We start from the raw sequence: 21,661 nt of genomic DNA, 5'->3' as shown, positions 1-21,661 counted from the left end.
CGGCCGCGACGGGCGGCCGGCCCGGGTGGAAAGGGGAAGGGCGACGGCGCGGTTCGTCCGCGCGGGGGTGCCCGGGGCGCCCGAGGCGGGCGCCGGTACGTCGCGGCGCTGGCGTCATGCCGCCAGCGCCAGGTCGGACAGCAGCGCGCGCCAGTCGCCGCGGCTGCCCAGGCCGCGCCAGAACTTGCGCAGGTCGCCGCGCGTGACGCGGAACTCGGCGAAATGGTTCTCGCCGGCCAGCACCACGGTCAGGGCCTCGCAGCGGCCGCTTTCCAGCGCCGCCAGTGCCGGCGCGAACCAGGCATCCTCCAGGCCGTGCATGGCGTCCAGCCAGCGCCCCCAGTCCTGGCCGATGTGCGCTTCGGCGGCGGCGTCCAGCAGTGCCAGCGCGCTGCCGCCATCGGCCAGCGCGGCCAGCCCGGCCGGCAGCGGCTGGCGGGCCGCCCCGGCGGCGAGGGCCAGGCCGGCGGCGAAGGGGTCGTCGGTGTAGACAGCGTCGGCCAGCCGCGGCACGGCCTGCAGGCGTCCGCCGCCATGCAGCCAGACCGAATTGATCGGCAGTTCCCCGGCGGCTTCGCGGGCCTGGTTGACCGGATGGTCGAACCAGGTCATCTGGATTTCGTTCTGCAGGCGGCGCCAGTCGCGGGCGCGTTCGCCTTCCTGCATCCAGATATCGATATTGCGGCCGGTGGCGCGCAGGGGCGTGGTCGCCTCGAGCGGCCCGAACACCGCTTCGGCCAGGTACCAGCGTCCTGGCGCCAGCGCTTCCAGGCGGATCCCGGACTCGCCCAGCAGCGCGTCCAGGGCGCGGTGCAGCGCCTCCGCCTCGCTGGCGCGCACGCCGAGCCGGGCGGGGTCCATCAGCACCAGGTGGTCGCGCGCGGCGTGGATATGTACCAGTTCCAGGCAGGCCCAGGCCTGTTCGTCGGCACTGCCGCCGTCGGCCAGGCGCATGAAGGGTGCGCTCGGCACCCGCGCGGTGTCCAGGCCGGCGCGGCCGGCCAGCCAGCGTTCGTGCGGCAGGCTGCGCAGATAGGGGTCGTCGTGCCGCTCGCGCGCGCCGGGCGAGGCCCGCGTCAGCAACTTTCCAAGCGCCGGCAGCTCCAACTGGCGCAGCAGGGCAGCGGACATGACGCCTTCGGGGTCATCGTCACCCGTGCCCGGCGGCACGGAAAAAGGCACAATCAGGGTCAGGTGCGTCATCATGATTGCCGAGATTGTAAACTTCCGGCTGGCCGGCGGCGAGCCGGGCCCGGTGGCGCCGGGTGGCGCCACCGCCGCAAAGGCCGTCCGCCGGGCCGGAGCGGCAGGACCTTACCCGAACAACAGGACACCTCTTGAATTTTCCCTACGAGTGGCAGATCGGCTGGCGCTATACCCGCGCCGGCAAGCGCGCCAGCCGCAATTCCTTCATCTCCTTCATCTCGATGATCTCGATGTCCGGCATCGCCCTGGGCGTGGCCGCGCTGATCGTGGTGCTGTCGGTGATGAACGGCTTCCAGAAGGAGGTGCGCGACCGCATGCTGTCGGTGCTGTCCCATATCGAGATCATGGCGCCCGGTGCGCTGCCAGACTGGCAGCGCACCGCCGCCGAGGCCATGCGCAATAAGGAAGTGATTGGTGCGGCGCCCTATGTGGCAGCACAGGCCATGCTGACGCGCGAGGACGTGGTACGCGGCGTGCTGCTGCGCGGCGTCGACCCGGCCGAGGAGCCCAAGGTCTCGGACCTCGGCAAGCAGTTCCGCGCCGGCGCGCTGGACAAGCTGCAGCCGGGCGGGTTCGGCATCGCGCTGGGCAACGAGCTGGCCAATGCGCTCGGCGTGCAGCCCGGCGACAAGGTCACGCTGGTGGCGCCCCAGGGCACCATCACGCCGGCCGGCGTGCTGCCGCGGCTCAAGCAGTTCACCGTGGTCGGCGTGTTCTCGTCCGGCCATTTCGAGTTCGACAATGCCTTGGCGCTGATCAACCTGCAGGATGCCGAGACCCTGTTCCGGCTGGCGGGCCCCAGCGGCGTGCGCCTCAAGCTGACCGACATGGAGCGTGCGCCGGAAGTGGCCGGGCAGCTCGCCGGCACGCTCACCGGCGATCTCGACGTGCGCGACTGGTCGCAGCAGAACCGCAACTGGTTCGCCGCCGTGAAGACCGAGAAGCGCATGATGTTCATCATCCTGACGCTGATCATCGCCGTGGCCGCGTTCAACCTGGTGTCGACGCTGGTGATGACGGTCACCGACAAGCAGGCCGACATCGCCATCCTGCGCACCATGGGCGCGCAGCCCGGCTCGGTCATGAAGATCTTCATCGTGCAGGGCGTGGCGATCGGTTTCATCGGCACCTTGCTCGGCGTGGCCGGCGGCACCCTGATCGCCACCAATATCGACGTCATCGTCCCCTTCATCGAGCGGCTGCTGCATGTGCAGTTCCTGCCGCGCGACATCTATTTCATCAGCGAACTGCCTTCGGATCCCCGCGTGAACGACATCGCTACCATCGGCATCATCTCCTTCGTGCTGGCCTCCCTGGCCACGCTCTATCCCAGCTGGCGGGCCGCCCGCGTCAATCCGGCGGAGGCGCTGCGCTATGAGTGAGCAGACCGTGATCGGCGCGGGCCTGGCCCGCACGCGGCAGTCCGGCGGCAGCGGCGGCCATGGCGGGCAGGGGGGCGAACCGGTGCTGCAGGCCGAGGGCCTGACCAAGCGCTTCCGCCAGGGCGGGCTCGATGTCGACGTGCTCAAGGGCGTCGACATCCGCATCGTCCCGGGCGAGAAGGTGGCCATCGTCGGCGCCTCCGGTTCGGGCAAGAGCACCCTGCTGCATGTGCTGGGCGGGCTGGACAATCCCGACAGCGGCCGCGTGGCCCTGCAGGGCAAGCCGTTCACGGCGCTGAGCGAGCGTGAGCGCAATGTGGTGCGCAACCGCGCGCTGGGCTTCGTCTACCAGTTCCATCACCTGCTGCCCGAGTTCACCGCGCTGGACAATGTGGCGATGCCCCTGCGCATCCGCGGCCAGAAGCAGGGCGAGGCGCGTGCCGCCGCGCAGGCCATGCTGGAGCGCGTGGGCCTGGGCCGGCGCAGCGAGCACCGTCCGGGCGAGCTGTCGGGCGGGGAGCGCCAGCGCGTGGCCATCGCCCGCGCCCTGGTGGGCCAGCCGGCCTGCGTGCTGGCGGACGAGCCGACCGGCAACCTCGACGACCATACCGCGGGCGGCGTCTATGACCTGATGCTGGACCTGTCGCTCGGCTTCGGCACCAGCTTCGTCATCGTGACCCACGATATCGACCTGGCCAACCGTTGCGATCGCGTGCTGCGGCTGCGCGACGGCCACCTGCACCAGGAGCGCTGAGCCCCCGGCTCCGCGCCAGCGCGATGTGGATCGATACCCACTGCCATCTCGATGCCGCCGAGTTCGATGCGGACCGTGACACCGTCGCCGCCGCCGCGGACGCCGCCGGCGTCAACGGCATCGTGCTGCCTGCGGTGGCGACCTGGAACTTCGAGGCGGTGCGTGCCTTGTCGCGGCGCCATGCCGGCTGCGTCTACGCGCTCGGCATCCACCCGCTGTGCTCGGCCGAGGCCGGCCAGGCGGACGTCGAGCGCCTGCGCGCCGAGGTCGCGGCGTCGATCGGCGACCCGCGTTTCGTCGGCATCGGCGAGATCGGGCTGGACTTCTTCGTGCCCGGGCTGGACGCCGCGCACCAGACCTGGCTCTATGCCGAACAGCTCAAGATCGCCCGCGAGTTCGAGCTGCCCGTGCTGCTGCACGTGCGCCGTTCGCAGGACCAGGTCGGCGCCCAGCTGCGCCGGCTCGGCGTGCGCCAGGGCATCGCGCATGCTTTCAACGGCAGCATCGACCAGGCCAAGCGCTTTCTCGATCTCGGCCTGAAGCTCGGCTTCGGCGGCAACCTGACCTTCTCGCGCGCGCGGCAGATCCGCCGGCTGGCGGCCGAGCTGCCGCTGGAGGCCATCGTGCTGGAGACCGATGCGCCCGACATCGCGCCTGCCTGGCTGTCCGACGACCAGTTCGGCGAGCAGCACAAGGCGCGCAACACGCCGGCCGAAGTGGCCGGTGTGGCGCGCGTGCTGGGCGAACTGCGCGGCATCGCGCCGCAGCCGCTGGCCGCCGCCATGTGGCGCAACTCGATCGAAGCGCTGCCGCGGCTGGCGGCCTTCGCCGGGATCATGGCGCCGCGGCACACCGTCACAGACTGACACCGCAGCCGGGCGTGAACGCCCGTATAAGCAGGAGCATCGTCATCCGCGCCATGCGCGCAGGGAGTTGCGATGCGCCTGTTCCTGCTGGCTTTCGTCACCGGCTGCTGGTGCCTGCAGCAGCAGCCGGTGCTGCCCGGCCGGGCAGCGGCCGCCGTGCTGCTGCTGGCCGCCGCGCTGCTGGCGGCGGCCGCGTTGTACTGGCGGCGCCGGGCGCGGCCGGCGGCGCGTGCGGCGGTCTGCCTGCTGGGCTTGCTGGCCGGCTTCGGCTGGGCCGGCGGGCGCGCCGTGCAGGCGCTGGATGCCTGGCTGCCCCCCGCGCTCGACGGCAGCGATGTGCGCGTGCGCGGCGTGGTGGCCGGCCTGCCGGCCGAAGCCGAGCGCGGCCTGCGTTTCCGCTTTGCCATCGAGCAGGAGGTTGCCGGCGCAGGCGGTGGAGCTGCTGCCGGCGCGGAAGCAGGTGGCGCGCGCCTGCCGCCCGAGATCCTGCTGGCCTGGAACGAGGCGCCGCCCGGACTGCGGCCGGGCGAGCGGCGCGAGTTCGTGGTGCGCCTGCGGCGGCCGCGCGGGCTAGCGAATCCACACGGGTTCGACTATGCCTACTGGCTGCTCGGCCAAGGCGTGGGGGCGACCGGCTACGTGCGCAGCGCGGGCGAGGGCCACGCCATGGCGGCGGGGGAGCGGCTGGCCTGGCGCATCGCCTCGTGGCGCCACGCGCTGCGCGCGCACCTGCGCGCCAACCTGCCGCCGGATGCGCGCTACGGCCCGGTGCTGGTGGCGCTGGTTGTGGGCGACCAGCGCGGCATCTCAGCTGCCGACAGGGAGATATTCAACCGCACCGGCATCGGCCACCTGATCAGCATCTCCGGGCTCCATATCACCATGATCTCCGGCATGGCCGGTGCGCTGGCCGCCTGGGCCTGGCGCCATGCCTTCGGGCTGGGCCGGCGCTGGCGCCGGCCGCCGCCGCTATGGCTGCCGGCGCGGCAGGTCGGCCTGCTGGTGGCGCTGCCGGCAGGCATCGGCTACGGCCTGGTGGCGGGACTCGAGGTGCCTGCCCTGCGCACGGTGGCAATGCTGGTGGTGGCGGTGCTGGCATCCTGGAGCGGACGTACGGTGCCGGGCTCGCTGGTGCTCGGCTGGGCCGCGCTGGCGGCGCTGGTTGTCGATCCATGGGGCGTGATGGCGCCCGGATTCTGGCTCTCCTTCAGTGCCGTGGCGGTGATCTTCCTGGCCGCGGGGCGTCCGCCCGCGGCCCCCGCGGCGGACGGCGCGGACGGCGCCCGCGCGGACCGCTGGCCGGCCCGCCTGCGGGTGGCGCTGGCACAAGCCGCCCATACCCAATGGGTGGTCACGCTGGGCCTGGTGCCGGCCACGCTGCTGTTGTTCCAGCAGACCTCGCTGGTCTCGCCGCTGGCCAACGCGGTGGCCATCCCGCTGGTGAGTTTCGTGGTGACGCCGCTGTCGCTGCTGGCCGCCATCCTGCCGTCGCCGCTGGCCGCACCGCTGCTGGCGCTGGCCCACGCCTGCCTGGCCCTGCTGGGCAGCCTGCTGGCCTGGCTGTCGGCGCCGTCCTGGGCGGTCTGGCGTGCGGCGGCGGCCGGTCCGGTGGCCTTCGCGCTGGCCCTGCCGGGCGTCGCCTGCCTGCTGGCACCGCGTGGCTTCGGCTGGCGCCTGCGCTGGCGCGGGCTGGTGCTGCTGCTGCCGCTGCTGGTGGCGGGGCGGACCCCGGTGGCGGCAGGCGCCTTCCGTGCGACGGCCTTCGATGTCGGCCAGGGCGGTGCGGTGCTGGTCGAGACGCGGCGGCATGCGCTGCTGTTCGACACCGGACCGGCCTACGGCGAAAGCTCCAGCGCGGGCGAGCGGGTCATCGTGCCGCACCTGCGCGCGGCCGGCCTGGGGCGCCTCGATATGCTGATGATCAGCCACGAGCACGCCGACCATGCCGGCGGAGTCGGCGCGGTGCTGGATGCCGTGCCGGTGGCGGCGCTGCGCACCGCGGCGCCGCCCGCGCATGCGCTGCTGTCGCCGCCGCTGCGGCCACCACGCGCGTGGGAGCCCTGCGCCGCCGGGCAGCAATGGGAGTGGGACGGGGTGCGTTTCGCCGTGCTGCATCCGCCGGCGGCGCAGTCGCAGTCGCCGGCCTATGGCAGCAACGCGCGCAGCTGCGTGCTCCATGTGTCGGCGCAGGCCGGTGACGGGGCGGCCCCGAGCCTGCTGCTGACCGGCGATATCGAGCGTGCCGAGGAGGCGGCGCTGCTGTCGTCGTTGCCGGCGCAAGCGCTGCGCGCCAGTGTGCTGATGGTGCCGCACCATGGCAGCGGCACGTCTTCCAGCCCGGCCTTCCTTGCCGCGGTGGCACCGCAGGCCGCTGTGTTCCAGCTGGGCCATGCCAATCGCTTCCGTCATCCGCGTGCCGATGTCTGGGCCCGCTATGGTGCCCAAGGCGTCGCGCGCTACCGCTCGGATGAGAACGGCGCGGTGGTGATCGAGGCCGGGGCGGACGGCGTGGCGATCACGCCGTACCGTCAGCAGGTCCGGCGCTACTGGCGCGAGGCGCCGCCGGCACCGCGCTGAGCATGGCGTGCCGGCCGCGCGGCGCGGATCGCTGGGCGCTCAGGCGCTGCCCTTGCTGCGGCGCGCCGCGCTGGCGGAGCGCTTGGGCCTGGTGTCGCGCGGCGGCATCGACGGCTCCGCGCTGGCGATGCGGCGCTCGCGCAGGTGCGCCTTGGCGCGCTGCAGGCCGGGCGCGACGCTGTCGGCGCGCTCCAGGGCCACGCCGGTGGCCAGCACATCGCCCAGCACCAGGTGGCAGATACGCGAGGTCATGGGGGTATAGACCTCGCTGTCCTCTTCCACGTCGGAAAATACGCAGACGTCCGCGAGCGCCGCCAGCGGCGAGCCGCTGTGCGTGAGCGCCAGCACGCCGGCGCCGCTGCCGCGCGCCAGCGTGGCGGCGGCCAGGATGTCCCAGGTGCGCCCGCTGTTGGAGACCAGCACGGCGACGTCGCCCGGGCGCAGCAGCGCCGCCGACATATTGAAGACGTGCGGGTCGGAGTAGGCGGTGGTGGGAATGCCCAGCCGGAAGAACTTGTGCTGCAGGTCCAGCGCGACGATGCCGGAATTGCCGCAGCCGTAGAACTCGATGCGGCGCGCGTCGGCCAGCAGCCGGATGCCATGTTCGATCTGGTCCGCCGACAGCGCGTTGCGCACGCTCATCAGCGTGGAGAGGGTGCGGTCGAAGACCTTGCCGGCGATGTCGGCGGGACGGTCCTCGGCGCTGACGTCCTGGTGCACGAAGGGTGTGCCGCCGCCCACGTTCTGTGCGAACTGCAGCTTGAACTCGCGGAAGCCGTCGTAGCCCAGCGCGGCGCAGAACCGTGCGATGGTCGGCTGCGATACACCGGCGCGCTCTGCCAGTTCCGGCATCGACAGGCGGATCACGCTGGCGCCGTGCCGTGCCACGTAGTCGGCCAGGCGGCGTTCGGAGGGGCGGAGCGTGTCATAGACGGCGAGGATTCGGTCGCGCATGGAGCAGGGCAGTTGGCAGGTGTGTAGAAAATATGTAGATATTCTACAAGATCGGGTGGCGCATCGTCTTCGCGCGGGAGTCGTGGCGCGGCTAGGGATTTCCCTGAATTTCGCAAAAAATTGGGGGTTTTAGGCGATTGGCGGTTGGCGTGGTGTTCGCTTGTCGTTCCGGACTGGATATAATGTAGAAAATCTACATGACCGGATCTCATTCCTCATCCGGTCGACTGCAGCATACTTCCCACGGAGAGTCGTCCCGCCATGCCGCAAACCGTTCATGCCGAAGTCCAGGCCGTGACCGCGCGTATCGTCGCGCGCAGCCGTGCCAGCCGCGCTGCCTACCTGGCACGTTGTGAGCGCGCCCAGCGCGAACTGGGCCCGCAACATGGCCTTTCCTGCGCGAACCTTGCGCATGGGTACGCAGCCCTGCCCGCCGCCGACAAGCTGCGCCTGCGCGTCGAGCATGCGCAGAACCTCGGCATCGTCACCGCCTACAACGACATGCTGTCTGCGCACCAGCCTTACGAGCGCTATCCCGGCCTGATCCGCGAGGCGGCGGGCGCGGCCGGTGCGGTGGCCCAGGTGGCCGGCGGCGTGCCGGCCATGTGCGACGGCATCACGCAGGGCAATGCCGGCATGGAGCTGTCGCTGTTCTCGCGCGACGTCATTGCCATGAGCACCGCCGTGGCCCTGTCGCACAACACCTTCGACGCCGCGGTAATGCTGGGCGTGTGCGACAAGATCGTGCCCGGCCTGCTGATGGGTGCGCTGCAGTTCGGCCACCTGCCGGTCGTGTTCGTGCCGGCGGGGCCGATGGCCAGCGGCCTGTCCAACAAGGAGAAGGCCCGGGTGCGCCAGCTCTACGCCACCGGGCAGGTCGGACGCGAGGCGCTGCTGGAGGCGGAATGCGAGGCCTATCACGGCGCCGGCACCTGCACCTTCTACGGTACCGCCAACAGCAACCAGTTCCTGATGGAGGTGATGGGCCTGCATCTGCCGGGCGCGGCCTTCGTCCATCCCGACACCACGCTGCGTGACGCGCTGACGGCGGCGGCCGCGCAGCGCGCGCTGGCCATCTCGGCGCGCGGCAACGAATACCTGCCGCTGGCGCGCATCGTCGACGAGCGCGCGGTGGTCAACGCCATCGTCGGCCTGCTGGCCACCGGTGGCTCGACCAACCACAGCATCCACCTGGTGGCAATGGCGCGCGCGGCCGGCATCCTCATCGACTGGGACGATTTCGACCGCCTCTCGCGGGCTACGCCGCTGCTGGCGCGGGTCTATCCGAACGGCTCGGCGGACGTCAACCACTTCCACGCGGCCGGCGGTGTCGCCTTCGTGATCCGCGAACTGCTGGATGCCGGGCTGCTGCACGAGGACGTGCAGACCGTCGCCGGTCCCGGCCTGCGGCGCTACACCCAGGAGCCGGTGCTGGACAACGGCATGCTGCGCTGGCGCGACGGCGCCGCTGCCAGTGGCGATGCGCAGGTGCTGGCCACGGCCGCCGCGCCGTTCGCCGCCGAAGGCGGCCTGCGCCTGATGCAGGGCAACCTGGGGCGCGGCGTGATCAAGATCTCGGCGGTGGCGCCGGAGCACCGCGTGGTCGAGGCGCCTGCGCGCGTGTTCGATTCCCAGGAGGCGCTGCAGGCGGCCTTCGCCGCCGGCGAGCTGGACCGTGACGTGGTGGCGGTGGTGCGCTTCCAGGGTCCGGCCGCCAACGGCATGCCGGAACTGCACCGGCTGACGCCGGCGCTGGGTGCGCTGCAGGATGCCGGTCGCCGCGTGGCCCTGGTCACCGACGGCCGCATGTCGGGCGCCTCCGGCAAGGTGCCGGCCGTGATCCATGTGGGGCCCGAGGCACTGGCTGGCGGCATGCTGGCGCGTGTGCGCGACGGCGATCGCATCCGCGTGGACGCCGAAGCTGGCGTCCTGCAATGGCTCGGCGACGCGGCCGAGCTGGCCGCACGCGAGCCCGCGGCGGCGCCTGCCGACGCCTTCGCCGGTTTCAGTGTCGGACGCGGCCTGTTCGGCCTGTTCCGGCGCCAGGCGCGCGACGCCGAAGCCGGCGGCAGCGCGCTGGACCTGTCCGAGGCGGACGCGGTGCCGCGCGAGGCTGTCCAAACCGGGGCGGCCGTCGCACAATAGGCTGGCCGTCCGGTATCCCGGCAACCCACCTTCCAATCACCTGGCTTGGTTCCCCGGCGGCGGGCCGCCCGGGAGCCATCGCACGCATGCGAGCGGCGCGATGCACGACAAGCGACAAGGATGGGCACACCATCCGATCCTGATCGACGGAGCAGACATGATCTATATCCTGATGGGCGTATCCGGCAGCGGCAAGACCACGGTCGGCCAGCTGCTGGCACAGCGGCTGCAATGCGGCTTCCATGACGCCGACGAATTCCACAGCGAGGCCAACAAGGCCAAGATGCACGCCGGCGTGCCGCTGACCGACGAAGACCGCTGGCCGTGGCTGGCCGCCATGCGGGCGGCCATCGATGCCGCGCGCGCCGAGGGACGCACGCACGTGTTCACCTGCTCGGCCTTGCGCCAGGTCTACCGCGACCGGCTGACGCCGCCCGAGGGCGGCGTGACCTTCGTCTTCATGAAGGGCGATGCCGGACTGATCGGGCAGCGCCTGTCGGCGCGCAGCGGCCATTTCTTCAACCCGGCGCTGCTGCACAGCCAGTTCGAGACGCTGGAGGAACCCGACGGCGCGCTGGTGATCGACATCCGCCGCCCGCCGGAGGCGCTGGTGGACGCCATCCTGGCCGAAGCGCCGGCGCGCGCGGGGGGCTGAGGGGCCGTCGGCGGGCTCCCGTACCACCCAGGCCACCGGGCCGCCGGGCGCCGCCGCGCCCGGCGCACGCCACCCGTCTTCCCCGTCTTCCCCGTCTTCCCCGTCTTCCCCGTCTTCCCCGTCTTCCCCGTCTTCCCCGTCTTCCCCGTCTTCCCCGTCTTCCCCGTCTTCCCCGTCTTCCCCGTCTTCCCCGTCTTCCCCGTGCCTGGCAAGTATCTTGCTTGATCCCCACGGGCCTCGGGAATGCCGCAGCTTGCGGCCGGCGCCGGCGCGGGTATGCTGGAAGAGCCAGCATGCGGCACCGCAGCCAGCGCTGCCGGGGCCGCGCAGGGGGGGTCCCCAGATCGCAAGGCTGGGGACGCGAACATGGCCAACAACGGGCGGCCGGCAGTCCGGAACGCCCTCGACACGGAGGATGGGCCATCATGGCGGCGGCGCGGTTTTTCGACGAGATGCTGGACTGGAGGGGCGAAGGGGTCCCGGCCATCCAGGCGGGGCAGGACCTGCCGGCGGGCGCGGTGCGGCCGCACTACCGGCAGTTTGCGGACTGGCTGGCGCGGCAGTCGGAAGCGACCATGGCCAACAAGCGCGCGGAGGCGGACCTGATCTTCCGCCGGGTGGGCATCACCTTCGCGGTGTACGGCGACAAGGACGAGACCAACAGCGGCACCGAGCGCACCATTCCGTTCGACGTGATTCCGCGCATCTTCCCGGCGTCGGAGTGGGCGGTGCTGGAGCGCGGGTTGCGCCAGCGCGTGGCGGCGCTGAACCGCTTCATCCATGACATCTACCACGGCCAGGACATCATCCGCGCGGGCGTGATCCCGCCGGACCAGATCTACAACAACGCGCAGTACCGGCCGGAGATGCTCGGCATCGCGGTGCCGCAGGACATCTACGCCCACGTCGCCGGCATCGACGTGGTGCGCGCCGGCGAGGGCGAGTTCTACGTGCTCGAGGACAATCTGCGCGTGCCGTCCGGCGTGTCGTACATGCTGGAAAACCGCAAGATGATGATGCGCTTGTTCCCGGATCTGTTCGCGCGCAACCGGGTGGCGCCCGTGGCCCACTATCCCGACCTGCTGCTCGACATGCTGCGCAGCGTGTCGCCGCAGGCCATCGCCGATCCCACTGTGGTGGTGCTGACACCGGGCATGTACAACTCGGCCTATTTCGAGCACGCCTTCCTGGCGCAGCAGATGGGGGTGGAGCTGGTCGAGGGCAGCGACCTGTTCGTACAGGACGACTACCTGTACATGCGTACCACGCAGGGCCCGCAGCGCATCGACGTGATCTACCGCCGTGTCGACGACGATTTCCTCGACCCGCTGGCCTTCCGCCCGGATTCGGCGCTAGGCGCCGCCGGCCTGCTGTCGGTCTATCGGGCCGGCAACGTGACCATCTGCAATGCGATCGGCACCGGCGTGGCCGACGACAAGTCGATCTATCCCTACGTGCCGGACATGATCCGCTTCTACCTGGGCGAGGAGCCGGTGCTGGCCAACGTGCCCACCTATATGTGCCGCCGGCCGGACGACCTGCAGTACGTGCTTGACCACATGGACGAACTGGTGGTCAAGGAAACCCACGGCGCGGGCGGCTACGGCATGCTGGTCGGCCCGGCCGCCACGCGCGCGGAGATCGATGTCTTCCGCGAGGTCGTCAGGGCGCGGCCGGAGCAGTACATCGCCCAGCCCACGCTGGCCTTGTCCACCTGCCCGACCTATGTGGAGTCCGGCATCGCGCCCCGCCATATCGACCTGCGTCCCTTCGTGCTGTCGGGGCGCGAGGTGCGCATGGTGCCCGGCGGGCTGACGCGCGTGGCCTTGCGCGAGGGCTCGCTGGTGGTCAATTCCTCCCAGGGCGGGGGCACCAAGGACACGTGGGTGCTGGAGCGCTGAGACAGCGCCGGCCACGACCATTGCATTGCCAGGAGCCGAACCATGCTGAGCCGCACCGCCGACCATCTGTTCTGGATGGCGCGCTACACCGAGCGCGCGGAAAACACCGCGCGCATGCTCGACGTCAACTACCAGACCTCGCTGCTGCCGCAGTCCGCCGAAGTGGCGGAGCAGGGCTGGTGGGCCATGCTCGACATTTCCGAGCTGACGCGTGCCTTCGACGACAAGTACGGGCTGCTGTCGCGCGACGACGTGATCGATTTCATGGTGCGCGACATGACCAATCCCTCGTCCATCATGAGCTGCCTGCGTGCCGCGCGTGAAAACGCCCGCGCGGTGCGCGGCTCGCTGACGACCGAGGTGTGGGAGACCATCAACACCACCTGGCTGGAGGTGCAGCGCCTGATCGCCGACGGCGAACTGCAGCAGGATCCATCGCGTTTCTTCGAGTGGGTCAAGTTCCGCTCCCACCTGGCGCGTGGCGTGCAGTTCGGCACCATGCTCAAGGACGATGCCTTCCACTTCATGCGCCTCGGCACCTTCCTCGAGCGCGCCGACAACACGGCGCGCATCCTGGATGTCAAGTTCCAGTCGGAAGGCGGCGACGAGAGCGACCCGCAGCGCATGGAGAGCGATTTCTACCACTGGGCGGCGGTGCTGCGTTCGGTGTCCGGCTTCGAGGTCTATCGCAAGATCTACCGCACGGTGATCACCCCGGAACGGGTGGCCGAGTTGCTGATCCTGCGGCCGGACATGCCGCGCTCGCTGGTGTCCAGCATGGAGGAGGTGGTATCGATCCTGGCGCAGGTGCGCAACCAGCAGTCGGGCGAGACCGAGCGGCAGGCCGGCAAGCTGCACGCCGACCTGAAGTACGCGCGCATCGACGATATCTTCGCGGTCGGCCTGCATGCCTTCCTGACCAGCTTCCTGGAGCGCATCGGCGGACTGGGCAACGGCATCAGCGTCGATTTCCTGGTGCCGCCGCTGGCCGCGTGAGCGAGCCGGACCGCTGCCGTGCGTTACAGGATCCGCCACCACACCGTCTACCGTTACGCGGAGCCCGTGCGGCGCAGCGTCCATGAGCTGCGCCTGGCGCCGCGCTCGGGGCCGCTGCAGGCGGTCCATGGCTGGCAGATCGCGGCGCCCGGCCGGCTGTCGGAAGCGCGCGACGGCTTCGGCAACATCGTCCACAGCTTCACCCTCGGCGCGCCGAGCGACACCATCGGCATCACCGCCTGGGGCGAGGTGGAGGTGCTGGGAATGCAGGCCGGGACGCACGGCGCCTTCCAGGACGCCGGCGCCGATGGCGAGGTGCGGGTGTCGCCGCTTTACTTCCTTTCGGCGACGCCGCTGACGGCGGCGCCGGCGCCGTTGCGTGCGTTTGCCGCGCCGTTCCTGGCCGCGCGCCGCGATGTGCCGGCGCTGCTGGCGCTGGCCGCTGCGGTGGCCGCCCGGGTGCGCTACCAGCCCAATGCCACCAGCGTGGATACGGCGGCGGCGGAGGCCTTTGCGCGTGGCGCCGGCGTGTGCCAGGACCAGGCGCAAGTCATGGTGGCGGCCTGTCGTTCCCTGGGCATCCCGGCGCGCTATGTCAGCGGCTACTTCTACGACCCCAAGGCCGAGGCCCTGGCGAGCCACGCCTGGGCCGACATCTGCCTCGATGCCGGGCGCGGCCTGTGGTGCAGCATCGATGTCACGCACCGCTGCCTGACCGGGGGGCGCCACGTGCGCCTCGCGGTGGGGCGAGACTATCCATCGGCTGCACCGATCCGGGGCGTGCGCGAGGGCGGCAGCGGCGAAGCCCTGTCGGTGCGCATCGAGATCATGCCGGCGCAGGCGGGCGCAGCGTAGTCCCGCGGGGGGGCGGGAGGGCGTGGGCGCGCGCAACCGAGGGATGCCTCCAGCGGCGCCGCGGCCGCCGGCGCTAGAATGATGCCCGCAAGATCCCGGCGGCGGGCCTGGCCGCCGGGCCCGCCTTTGCACGACAACCCAAGGTATCCGAGAAGAAGATGACGTACTGCGTGGCCATGCGGCTCGATGCCGGCCTGGTATTCCTGTCCGACTCCCGCACCAATGCCGGCGTCGATGCCGTCGCCACCGCGCGCAAGATGACGGTGTTCGAGGAGCCGGGCGACCGGGTCATGGTGCTGATGACGGCCGGCAACCTGGCCATCAGCCAGGCGGTGCGCCAGATCCTGGTGGAAGGGCGCGACGAGGCGCGCTCGCTGTGGAAGGCGCGTGACATGTTCGAGGCTGCAACCCTGGTCGGCGATGCCGTGCGCCAGGTGCATAAGCGCGACGCCCACGCGCTGCGCGAGGCCGGTATCGAATTCAACGTCAGCATGATCTTCGGCGGCCAGGTCCGCGGCGAGCGGGCCCGCCTGTTTCAACTCTACGCGGCCGGCAACTTCGTCGAGGCCATGCCCGAGAACTGCTACTTCCAGATCGGCGAGGCCAAGTACGGCAAGCCCATCGTGGACCGCGTGGTGCAGCCTTCGATGCCGTTGGGGGAAGCGGCGAAATGCGCGCTGATCTCGATGGATTCGACGTTGAAGTCGAATATTTCGGTGGGTTTGCCACTCGACCTGCTGGTCTATGAAGCGGATGCGCTGCGCGTCACGCGCTTCGTCAACATCGACGAGAAGAACGCCTATTTCCGCATGATCCGCGATACCTGGGGGCAGCGCCTGCGCCAGGTTTTCGGCGAGATCAGCGATCCGCAGTGGGATGCTTCCCTGCCGGCCGAATTCCCGCTGGCCCGCCAGGGCGAAGCCGACCGCTGGGGCCAGCCGGTGCGCGCGCGCCGGCGGCGCCCGGGCACGCCGGCTTGAGGGGGAGGCGATGCGCGAGATCATCCACTTTTCCCATGCCAACGGCTTTCCCGTCTCCACCTACCGCAAGCTGTTCGGCCTGCTCCAGGACGATTTCGAACTGCGCGCCGTCGAACGCTATGGCCATCATCCGGACTATCCGGTCACGCGGGAATGGCCGCACCTGGTCGAGCAGCTGCTGGCCTCGATCGATGAGCGCTACCGCGAGCCGGTCTGGCTGGTCGGGCACTCGCTGGGCGGCTTCCTGTCGCTGATGGCCGCGTTGCGACGCCCGGCGCGCGTGCGCGGCGTGCTGATGCTCGATTCGCCGGTCATCGCCGGCTGGCGGGCCTCGCTGCTGAAGGCCGCGCAGGCGCTCGGCCTGGACGAGCGGCCCAGTCCGGCGGCTGCCACCAAGCGGCGCCGCACGCACTGGCCCGACGCGGAGTCGGTCTGGCAGCACTTCAAGTCCAAGCCGAACTTCGCCGTGTGGGACGAGGAGGTGCTGCGCGACTATGTCGAGCACGGCACCGAGGCCACGGGCAAGGCGCAGGAACGCCGGCTGCGTTTCGAGCGCCAGGTGGAATACGACATCTACCGGACCCTGCCTACCAGCCTGGGACGCCAGTTGGCGGGCGGGGCGCCGGTGCCCGTGGCCTTTATCGCCGGCACCCGCTCGCGCGAGGTGCGGCAGTGCGGCATGGGTGCCACGCGCAGGCTGGTGGGCGAGCACCTGCGCTTCATCGAGGGCGGCCACCTGTATCCGATGGAGCAGCCCGGACAGACCGCGGTGCTGGTGCGGGAATTGATCGGCGCGATGCGCGCGGCGGGGCACTGATAGCGGTGTCCGGCGGCGTGCGCCGGGCAGGTGCCGCGGGCAAGCGCTGCATAGGCCATGGCGTGCCCGGCCGGCGGCTGCGCGGCGAATTTCGCGGCCGCGTGGGGCGGGCTCTCATGTATAATCCCGATTTCCCCGGCAAGCTCGGTTTATGACCAAATTCGTCTTCGTCACCGGTGGCGTCGTCTCTTCCCTCGGCAAGGGCATCGCTGCCGCCTCGCTCGCGGCCATTCTTGAGTCGCGCGGCCTCAAAGTCACCCTCCTCAAGCTCGATCCCTACATCAACGTCGATCCCGGCACGATGAGCCCCTTCCAGCATGGAGAGGTGTTCGTGACCGAGGACGGTGCGGAGACCGACCTGGATCTCGGCCACTACGAGCGTTTCGTCTCGGCCAAGATGCGCAAGTCGAACAACTTCACCACCGGCCAGATCTACGAATCGGTGATCCGCAAGGAGCGTCGCGGCGAATACCTGGGCAAGACCGTGCAGGTGATTCCCCATATCACCAACGAGATCCAGGCCTTCATCGAGCGCGGCGCGGCCGCCTCGCACGACGGCAAGGCCGACGTGGCGCTGGTCGAGATCGGCGGCACCGTGGGCGACATCGAGTCGCTGCCCTTCCTCGAGGCGGCGCGCCAGATGAGCCTGCGCATGGGCCGCAACCATGCCGCCTTCGTGCACCTGACGCTGGTGCCGTTCATCGCCAGCGCCGGTGAGCTGAAGACCAAGCCGACCCAGCACTCGGTGCAGAAGCTGCGCGAGATCGGTATCTCGCCGACCGCGCTGCTGTGCCGCGCCGACCGCCCGATCCCGGACGACGAGCGCGCCAAGATCTCGCTGTTCGCCAATATTCCGCAGGATGCCGTGATTTCCGTGTGGGATGCGGACAGCATCTACAAGATCCCGCAGATGCTCAACGAGCAGGGCCTGGACCGCCTGATCTGCGAGGAACTGCGCCTGGACCCGAAGCCGGCCGACCTGTCGATGTGGCAGCGCCTGGTCAACGCCCAGGAAAACCCGCAGCACGAGATCACCATCGGCATGGTCGGCAAGTACGTCGACCTGACCGAGTCCTACAAGTCGCTGATCGAGGCGCTGCGCCACGCCGGCATGCACACCGCGACCCGCGTCAACATCGAGTACATCGATTCCGAGGAACTGGAATCGGGTCACCTCGAAGTGCTCAAGCCGCTGGACGCCATCCTGGTGCCGGGCGGCTTCGGCAAGCGCGGCACCGAAGGCAAGATCCGCGCGATCCAGTACGCCCGCGAGAACAAGGTGCCCTACCTGGGCATCTGCCTGGGCATGCAGCTGGCCGTGATCGAATTCGCCCGCCACGTGGCAGGCATGGGCGATGCGAACTCCACCGAGTTCAACCTCGAGACCGAGCACCCGGTGGTCGCGCTGATCACCGAGTGGGTGGACCGCGAAGGCAAGGTCGAGCAACGCAGCGCCGATTCCGACCTGGGCGGCACCATGCGCCTGGGCGCGCAGCGCGTGCCGGTCAGGGAAGGCACCAAGGCTGCGCAGATCTACGGCGCCGAGGTCAACGAGCGCCATCGCCACCGCTACGAGGTCAACAACCACTACGTGCCGCAGCTGGAGCAGGCCGGCATGGTGATTTCCGCGCGTACCCCGACCGAGAACCTGCCGGAGATGATGGAGCTGCCGGACAGCCTGCATCCCTGGTTCGTCGGCGTGCAGTTCCACCCGGAATTCACCTCGACCCCGCGCGACGGCCACCCGCTGTTCAAGGCCTACGTCGAAGCGGCACTGGCCAACCAGCAGCGCAAGGCAGGCTGAGGCCGCGGCAGGCAGGAGAGAGCGATGAAACTCTGCGGATTCGAAGCCGGGCTCGAGCAGCCCTTCTTCCTGATTGCCGGGCCCTGCGTGATCGAGTCGCAGCAGATGGCGCTGGACACCGCCGGTGCACTCAAGGAGATCACCGGCGAGCTGGGCATTCCTTTTATCTACAAGTCCTCGTTCGACAAGGCCAACCGCTCGTCGGGCAAGTCCTTCCGCGGACTGGGCATGGAGAAGGGACTGGAGATCCTGGCCACGGTCAAGCGCGAGATCGGCGTGCCGGTGCTGACCGACGTGCACGAGATCGAGGAGATCAAGCCGGTCGCGGCCGTGGTCGACGTGCTGCAGACGCCGGCCTTCCTGTGCCGTCAGACGGATTTCATCCGTGCCTGCGCGCAGAGCGGCAAGCCCGTCAACATCAAGAAGGGCCAGTTCCTGGCGCCGCATGACATGAAGAATGTCATCGACAAGGCGCGCGAGGCCGCCCGCGAGGCAGGCCTGCCCGAAGACAGCTTCATGGCCTGCGAGCGCGGCGTGTCCTTCGGCTACAACAACCTCGTCTCGGACATGCGCTCGCTGGCGATCATGCGTGAGACGGGTGCCCCCGTCGTGTTCGACGCGACCCACTCGGTGCAGTTGCCGGGCGGGCAGGGCACCAGTTCGGGCGGCCAGCGCGAGTTCGTGCCGGTGCTGTCGCGCGCTGCCGTGGCCACCGGCGTGGCCGGGCTGTTCATGGAAACGCATCCGGACCCCGCCAAGGCGCTGTCGGACGGCCCCAATGCCGTGCCGCTGTCGCGCATGAAGGAGTTGCTCTCGGTGCTGAGAGACCTGGATGCGCTGACCAAGCGCGCCGGCTTCCTGGAAGACAATTTCGGCTGGCCCGCCTGCGCCTGACCGACGCCAGGCCTCGCCGCCGGTTCTCCTTGCGGGGCCGGCGGTGACGGCAGGTATCGAAAGACAATACGAAATCATCGGAGATAGATCATGGCCGCAGGCTATATCATCGCCTACGTCGACGTCACGGACCCCCAGCAGTACGAGGAGTACAAGGTGCTCTCCAGTCATGCCATGCAGGTGCACGGAGCCGAAGTGCTGGTGCGCGGCGGCCAGACCGGGCAGCTCGAGGGCCAGTGGGCGCCGACGCGCGTGGTGGTGCTGAAGTTCCCCAGTTTCGAGGCGGCCAAGGCCTTCCACGACAGCGCGGAGTACCGCGCGGCGCGCAAGGCGCGTGAGCATGCGGCGCACATGAACATGATCGTGGTCGAGGGCGTCTGAAGCGCTGACGCGCCGAAGCGGGCCTGTCGCGGCCCTCTCCCCGGTTTCCAGCATTTGCAGCTTTTGCAGCTAGCGGTACAAAGAATCCACAATCAAAGAGGAATCCATGAGTGCAATCGTAGATATCATCGGTCGCGAGGTTCTGGACTCGCGCGGCAATCCCACCGTGGAATGCGACGTTCTGCTCGAGTCGGGCGTGATGGGCCGCGCCGCGGTGCCGTCGGGCGCCTCCACCGGTTCGCGCGAAGCCATCGAGCTGCGTGACGGCGACAAGTCGCGTTACCTGGGCAAGGGCGTGCTGAAGGCCGTCGAGCACATCAACACCGAGATCTCCGAGGCCATCATGGGCCTGGACGCTTCCGAACAAGCCTTCCTGGACCGCACCCTGATCGACCTGGACGGTACCGAGAACAAGAGCCGCCTGGGCGCGAACGCCATGCTGGCCGTGTCGATGGCCGTGGCCAAGGCTGCCGCCGAGGAAGCCGGCCTGCCGCTGTACCGCTACTTCGGCGGTTCGGGCGCGATGCAGATGCCGGTGCCGATGATGAACATCGTCAACGGTGGCGCGCACGCCAACAACAGCCTGGACATCCAGGAATTCATGATCATGCCGGTGTCGCAGACCAGCTTCCGCGAAGCGCTGCGCTGCGGTGCCGAGATCTTCCACGCGCTGAAGAAGATCCTGGCCGACAAGGGCATGTCGACCGCGGTGGGCGACGAAGGCGGTTTCGCGCCGAACTTCGCTTCCAACGAAGAGTGCCTGAACACCATCGTGCAGGCGGTCGAGAAGGCCGGCTACCGCATGGGCGACGACGTGCTGCTGGCGCTGGACTGCGCCGCCAGCGAGTTCTACCGTGAAGCCGAGGGTGTCTACCACCTGGAAGGCGAAGGCCTGAAGCTGAGCTCGGAGCAGTTCGCCGACTACCTGGCCAACCTGTGCGACAAGTTCCCGATCGTGTCGATCGAGGACGGCATGGCCGAAGGCGACTGGGACGGCTGGAAGACCCTGACCGACAAGCTGGGCAAGCGCGTGCAGCTGGTGGGCGACGACCTCTTCGTCACCAATACCAAGATCCTGAAGGAAGGCATCGACAAGGGCATCGGCAACTCGATCCTGATCAAGATCAACCAGATCGGCACCCTGACCGAGACCTTCGCCGCGATCGAGATGGCCAAGCGAGCAGGCTACACCGCCGTGATCTCGCACCGTTCGGGCGAGACCGAGGACAGCACCATCGCCGACATCGCGGTGGGCACCAACGCCGGCCAGATCAAGACCGGCTCGCTGTCGCGCTCGGACCGTATCGCGAAGTACAACCAGCTGCTGCGCATCGAGGAAGATCTCGGTGATGTGGCCAGCTACCCCGGCAAGAGCGCGTTCTACAATCTGCGCTAAGCTGCCGGGTAGCCGCCGCCGTGCGCCGTCCTTGACGCGTGCGCGACGGCGGCCTCCCTTGCCATTCCGCGGTTCGCCCGGCTTCTGCCGGGCCTTTGCGTCATACGCTCCATGCGCCTGATTTCGCTGCTGTTGTTCGTGCTGTTGCTCGCCATCCAGTATCCGCTCTGGCTGGGCAAGGGAGGCTGGCTGCGCGTCTGGGAGCTGAACAAGCAGGTCGAGGAACAGAGCGTGCACAACCAGGCGCTCAAGCTGCGCAACGCCAAGCTGGAAGGGGAAGTGAAGGACCTCCAGGACGGCACCGGCGCCATCGAGGAGCGGGCCCGCTACGAACTGGGCATGGTCAAGGATGGCGAGGTCTTCGTGCAGTTCGTCGCGCCGCCGCCCAAGGTCAGCGCTACGCCGCCATTGCCGCCGCCGCCCAACTCGCCGGCCGCCACCGGTCGCCACTGAGCCGACCCGGCATCATCCGCCCGTTCCGGGCCCGCCCGCCGTCCGGCCGGGCTGCTCACCGCCTCAAGCTGCCTTCCCCGCGCATCCGGCCGCCATCCGGCGGATCATCCGCGCCGGCTTCGCGCCGGCCGCGCCTCGTCGAGCCTTACCACCACCCGTACGGATAGCCGCCCCAACCCCAGTAGCCGGGTGCGCCGAAGCCGACCGAGCCGCCCCAGCGGCCGCCGCTCCAGCCGCCGTAGTAGACACTCCAGGCGGGGGCCGGCGCGTAATAGTAGCGGGCCAGGGCTTCGGCCTGCCGTTCTTGCGCGATGGCGGCCTCCTGCTCGCGCAGGACCTGCTGGTTCAGGGCATCGAGATGCTGCTTCTGCTGCGGTGTCAGCGCAGCGTCAGACGCGCCGGTGACGCCAGTGGCGCCAGTCGCACCAGTCGCACCAGTCGCACCAGTCGCACCAGTCGCGGCATCGGGGGCCAGGCGATAGGTGGGAGGCGAGCCGTTGCTGTCGCGTGGCAGTTCGGCGCAGCCGCCGGCGGTGAGCAGCGCGGTGATACCGGCCAGGGCCGCCGCCCTGGCGCGCGGGCGCGTTTGCCGTGGCGGTGGCAGCGCGGAGCGGCGGACTGGAGGGAAGCGCGTGGACATGGTCA

19 protein-coding genes are annotated in these 21,661 nt (G+C 69.8%); 16 read left to right on the top strand and 3 right to left on the bottom strand.

The genetic code is table 11. The annotated features are described in order from the left end of the window. Nucleotides 1–114: 114 nt before the first annotated feature. Complete coding sequence (locus BKK79_RS04150) at nucleotides 115–1,206, bottom strand: hypothetical protein (protein WP_071037207.1); 1,092 nt, start codon at nucleotides 1,204–1,206, stop codon at nucleotides 115–117. Nucleotides 1,207–1,337: 131 nt separating this feature from the next. Here BKK79_RS04150 and BKK79_RS04145 point away from each other — a divergent pair, with 131 nt between their 5' ends. From BKK79_RS04145 to BKK79_RS04130, 4 genes are all read left to right on the top strand, one after another. Then, nucleotides 1,338–2,588: a lipoprotein-releasing ABC transporter permease subunit gene (locus BKK79_RS04145; protein WP_071012119.1), complete on the top strand. Its 1,251-nt coding sequence runs from the start codon at nucleotides 1,338–1,340 to the stop codon at nucleotides 2,586–2,588. Beyond that, nucleotides 2,581–3,342, top strand: coding sequence for a lipoprotein-releasing ABC transporter ATP-binding protein LolD (gene lolD / locus BKK79_RS04140; RefSeq protein ID WP_083384013.1), 762 nt, complete (start codon nucleotides 2,581–2,583; stop codon nucleotides 3,340–3,342). Before BKK79_RS04145 ends, lolD begins: the two co-directional genes overlap by 8 nt. Nucleotides 3,343–3,365: 23 nt before the next feature. Further along, on the top strand, nucleotides 3,366–4,208 hold the full coding sequence (locus tag BKK79_RS04135) for a TatD family hydrolase (protein WP_071037206.1): 843 nt from the start codon (nucleotides 3,366–3,368) through the stop codon (nucleotides 4,206–4,208). A gap of 72 nt (nucleotides 4,209–4,280) precedes the next feature. After that, nucleotides 4,281–6,785, top strand: a complete 2,505-nt coding sequence (locus BKK79_RS04130) for a DNA internalization-related competence protein ComEC/Rec2 (RefSeq protein ID WP_071037205.1) — start codon at nucleotides 4,281–4,283, stop codon at nucleotides 6,783–6,785. A 39-nt stretch (nucleotides 6,786–6,824) separates the two neighbouring features. Here the strand turns inward: BKK79_RS04130 and BKK79_RS04125 are convergent, their stop codons facing one another. Continuing rightward, nucleotides 6,825–7,739, bottom strand: a complete 915-nt coding sequence (locus tag BKK79_RS04125; RefSeq protein ID WP_071012124.1) for a MurR/RpiR family transcriptional regulator — start codon at nucleotides 7,737–7,739, stop codon at nucleotides 6,825–6,827. Between the two features lie 261 nt (nucleotides 7,740–8,000). Here BKK79_RS04125 and edd point away from each other — a divergent pair, with 261 nt between their 5' ends. The 12 genes from edd to ftsB all read left to right on the top strand — a co-directional run bounded on the left by edd (nucleotide 8,001) and on the right by ftsB (nucleotide 21,016). Then, nucleotides 8,001–9,884 (top strand): phosphogluconate dehydratase, encoded by a 1,884-nt coding sequence (gene edd, locus BKK79_RS04120; protein ID WP_071037204.1) that lies wholly within the window; start codon nucleotides 8,001–8,003, stop codon nucleotides 9,882–9,884. Between the two features lie 157 nt (nucleotides 9,885–10,041). Then, the gene (locus BKK79_RS04115; protein WP_071038421.1) at nucleotides 10,042–10,539 is read left to right on the top strand and encodes a gluconokinase; all 498 of its coding nucleotides are present in this window, start codon (nucleotides 10,042–10,044) and stop codon (nucleotides 10,537–10,539) included. Nucleotides 10,540–10,964: 425 nt separating this feature from the next. Then, a complete protein-coding gene (locus BKK79_RS04110; RefSeq protein ID WP_071037203.1) occupies nucleotides 10,965–12,440 on the top strand; it encodes a circularly permuted type 2 ATP-grasp protein in 1,476 nt (491 codons plus the stop codon). Between the two features lie 42 nt (nucleotides 12,441–12,482). Beyond that, on the top strand, nucleotides 12,483–13,436 hold the full coding sequence (locus BKK79_RS04105; protein ID WP_071012129.1) for an alpha-E domain-containing protein: 954 nt from the start codon (nucleotides 12,483–12,485) through the stop codon (nucleotides 13,434–13,436). Between the two features lie 18 nt (nucleotides 13,437–13,454). After that, complete coding sequence (locus BKK79_RS04100; protein WP_071012131.1) at nucleotides 13,455–14,291, top strand: transglutaminase family protein; 837 nt, start codon at nucleotides 13,455–13,457, stop codon at nucleotides 14,289–14,291. Nucleotides 14,292–14,449: 158 nt separating this feature from the next. After that, nucleotides 14,450–15,271, top strand: coding sequence for a peptidase (locus BKK79_RS04095; RefSeq protein WP_071012132.1), 822 nt, complete (start codon nucleotides 14,450–14,452; stop codon nucleotides 15,269–15,271). Nucleotides 15,272–15,281: 10 nt separating this feature from the next. Then, nucleotides 15,282–16,088 carry an alpha/beta fold hydrolase gene (locus BKK79_RS04090; protein WP_071037202.1) on the top strand — a complete coding sequence of 269 codons (807 nt, stop codon included), beginning with the start codon at nucleotides 15,282–15,284 and terminating at the stop codon, nucleotides 16,086–16,088. Nucleotides 16,089–16,239: 151 nt separating this feature from the next. Further along, nucleotides 16,240–17,892, top strand: coding sequence for a CTP synthase (locus tag BKK79_RS04085; RefSeq protein ID WP_071012136.1), 1,653 nt, complete (start codon nucleotides 16,240–16,242; stop codon nucleotides 17,890–17,892). A gap of 24 nt (nucleotides 17,893–17,916) precedes the next feature. Next, entirely contained in the window at nucleotides 17,917–18,786 is an 870-nt protein-coding gene (gene kdsA / locus BKK79_RS04080; protein WP_071012137.1) for a 3-deoxy-8-phosphooctulonate synthase, read from the top strand. A 90-nt stretch (nucleotides 18,787–18,876) separates the two neighbouring features. Then, complete coding sequence (locus BKK79_RS04075) at nucleotides 18,877–19,167, top strand: DUF1330 domain-containing protein (RefSeq protein WP_071012139.1); 291 nt, start codon at nucleotides 18,877–18,879, stop codon at nucleotides 19,165–19,167. A gap of 106 nt (nucleotides 19,168–19,273) precedes the next feature. After that, complete coding sequence (eno, locus tag BKK79_RS04070) at nucleotides 19,274–20,563, top strand: phosphopyruvate hydratase (RefSeq protein WP_071012141.1); 1,290 nt, start codon at nucleotides 19,274–19,276, stop codon at nucleotides 20,561–20,563. 111 nt (nucleotides 20,564–20,674) lie between these two features. Beyond that, complete coding sequence (gene ftsB, locus BKK79_RS04065) at nucleotides 20,675–21,016, top strand: cell division protein FtsB (protein ID WP_071012143.1); 342 nt, start codon at nucleotides 20,675–20,677, stop codon at nucleotides 21,014–21,016. Nucleotides 21,017–21,161: 145 nt separating this feature from the next. Here ftsB and BKK79_RS42025 read toward each other — a convergent pair whose 3' ends face one another. Beyond that, nucleotides 21,162–21,656, bottom strand: a complete 495-nt coding sequence (locus BKK79_RS42025) for a hypothetical protein (protein ID WP_071037201.1) — start codon at nucleotides 21,654–21,656, stop codon at nucleotides 21,162–21,164. Between the last annotated feature and the right edge of the window lie 5 nt (nucleotides 21,657–21,661).

Origin of the sequence: Cupriavidus sp. USMAA2-4, assembly GCF_001854305.1 — a bacterium.
In the GTDB taxonomy this organism is placed as follows: domain Bacteria; phylum Pseudomonadota; class Gammaproteobacteria; order Burkholderiales; family Burkholderiaceae; genus Cupriavidus; species Cupriavidus malaysiensis.
The sequence above is the reverse complement of the archived record's forward strand: the minus strand, read 5'-3'. Positions and strand labels throughout refer to the sequence as shown.